We start from the raw sequence: 2140 nt of genomic DNA, 5'->3' as shown, positions 1-2140 counted from the left end.
GCAGAACAAGTCGTAGATGGCGACGCTCCACAGCGGCCTTGTTGAAAACCCCGATTGGTGGTTCGATCTGAGTAACGGAATCGGTGCCGCCGACATGGGGTCGCGACGCCATTCCTTCTGACGTTCGCGAGAAGAATCTGATCAATAGCTTCGTCGAGGTCGGACGGACTGAGGGAATAGACATCGACACACCAATTCAGGGTAGCCCATACCATTCCATCGCCGCCCTCCGCGTATTCGATTTGCTCTTTTATCGCACGGTAGCGCAACGCATCGCGAACAAGTCGCTGGACATCAACCTCATTCGCGGCGGTGTTTATTGGTGTTTTCATAGTCTTATTTTCGCTCATTCGGTGAGTCAGCTTTGGCGTTCAGAAATAGAATGAAATACAAAATAATACCCCTAATCTTATTTGCCGCTCTAACTACTCTAGCGAATGCGGCTAGTGAAACGAAATCGGTTGGATCATTCATTGAAACCACAGGCGAATATGAATGGTCGAATTCGGAGCGTATTGTGCTAATCGAACAGAACAACGATCGACTTCAATTTTCGATCTCGCTAGATGATCCAGAGCGAAAGAAATCCATTGGACCAAAAGCAGGCTTATTACAGCCAGGAAAGCCCTGGATGTTCTGGATCGAAAGTAGAAACAAAATTTGGATGTTCGACGGAGACTCTCGCCTCTGGGAATACACATTCAGAACGATTGAACCCAATAAATACCAAGACAGCATAAGTGAAATTAAAGACTCTGATTCTATACCATCTGAGCTACTTAGTGCACTTCCAGCTGAATTCATCCAGTCCCTAAAAAAGATCTGAACCAGACGCAGTAGTCAACGTCGCTAACGCGCCGTCGACTATGCTCCACGTTGGCAAAGATAAAGATTCGTCGAACCATGACAAACGCGTTTGGACTAGCTTTTTTGATCATCGTGTGTCCGATTGGGCATGCACAGGAAGAACAGTCGAGCAGGGATGCCCAAGCCCAGGCGGACGCCAAGCGAGCGGGTCGGGGAGTTGATTCAATGTTTGACCCCAATAAGAAGCGGCAGGGAAATCTGGATAAAGAACCAACTCGGATTGAGATTGCCTTGATTGGAGGAGATGGCGTCGATCAAAGACTGTTTGACACACAGACGATGCAGAAACATCTGGACGAGTTGGCGTGGAGGAGACCTACGGAGAAGGTGAGAGGAGCTCCGGAATGGGAGATTCATGTGTTTGACTCTGGGAAGAAGAAAGAGACGTATCGTGTGTTCTTTCGGGGGATGTTTGTCCGCGATTCAGATGGAATGATTGCTCTCGATAAGACAGGTTTCTGGGTCCGCACCGAAGAGCGGATCGCGAGAGACCCAAAATGGAAGGCAATTTTGGGAGAGCGATAGTCACCTCATGCCGGACCGGTGCTGCCAACACTATAGCGGTTACGACTCAAAAGCCCCATGGCAATCACAACCTCAACCTTGACTCCGAAGGAGCGCTGCCCGTAGCATGCGGCAGACTCTGGACTTTATCTCGAAAATGAAATACGCACCTTTAGCATTGGCTACACTATCCATTATCGCCGTGGGTTGCTCACCGGTCTATTCGGTGAAGCGGTATGGAATCAGGGCGACCTTAACCGATTCCAATACTGCTGCGCCCATTGCCGGAGCTCCCGTGGTGGTGACAGTCGATGGTGACACTTTCTCCGAGACGGCCAATCGGAAGGGAGAGGTCTTTGTTGCACCCGATCTTCGATATCAAGTCAGTTGGTTGGGAGGGCCTGCCATTCAGAGCGATCCTGAAGCGCAAATCCAATTGTATTGCGACGGATACGACCCAGTAGTGATCAAGTGGTTCCGACATTTCCCAGACCGGAATGCCGATATGCAGGAGGATCGTGGGGTGATTGACCTGGGCAAGCCGAGTCTCACAAGATCAAGATGCCAACAAGCCGGAGCACAGAACCCCTGACCCGCCGCGAGTTCCAGCCGTCATGACCATCCAGCCCTCAACCCGCAGTCGAAGCCTCGCCCCCGGTCAGGGGTCCTGTGTCCTCAAACGTTGCTATGGCTGCTTGTTTGGCAAGGGGCAAATTGATGTTTTTTCCATAACTCGTGGGGAGTGATAGTTTAACTTCGGGGAAGGGCT

The 2140-nt window shown here is 50.7% G+C and carries 4 protein-coding genes; 3 read left to right on the top strand and 1 reads right to left on the bottom strand.

Features of this window, described 5'->3' with window-relative positions; genetic code table 11:
• On the bottom strand, positions 1 to 350 hold a 350-nt coding region (locus tag ACG2LG_RS23740; RefSeq protein WP_396263335.1), incomplete at its 3' end, for a hypothetical protein.
• 32 nt (positions 351 to 382) lie between these two features.
• Here ACG2LG_RS23740 and ACG2LG_RS23735 point away from each other — a divergent pair.
• The 3 genes from ACG2LG_RS23735 to ACG2LG_RS23725 all read left to right on the top strand — a co-directional run bounded on the left by ACG2LG_RS23735 (position 383) and on the right by ACG2LG_RS23725 (position 1963).
• Positions 383 to 826 carry a hypothetical protein gene (locus ACG2LG_RS23735; protein ID WP_396263333.1) on the top strand — a complete coding sequence of 148 codons (444 nt, stop codon included), beginning with the start codon at positions 383 to 385 and terminating at the stop codon, positions 824 to 826.
• Positions 827 to 903: 77 nt separating this feature from the next.
• Positions 904 to 1392 carry a hypothetical protein gene (locus tag ACG2LG_RS23730; RefSeq protein ID WP_396263331.1) on the top strand — a complete coding sequence of 163 codons (489 nt, stop codon included), beginning with the start codon at positions 904 to 906 and terminating at the stop codon, positions 1390 to 1392.
• 136 nt (positions 1393 to 1528) lie between these two features.
• Positions 1529 to 1963: a hypothetical protein gene (locus ACG2LG_RS23725; RefSeq protein WP_396263329.1), complete on the top strand. Its 435-nt coding sequence runs from the start codon at positions 1529 to 1531 to the stop codon at positions 1961 to 1963.
• Positions 1964 to 2140 lie beyond the last annotated feature (177 nt).

It is taken from the genome of Haloferula sp. A504 (assembly GCF_044385805.1).
Lineage (GTDB): Bacteria > Verrucomicrobiota > Verrucomicrobiia > Verrucomicrobiales > Akkermansiaceae > Haloferula.
This window is presented reverse-complemented; position numbering and strand designations above follow the sequence as displayed.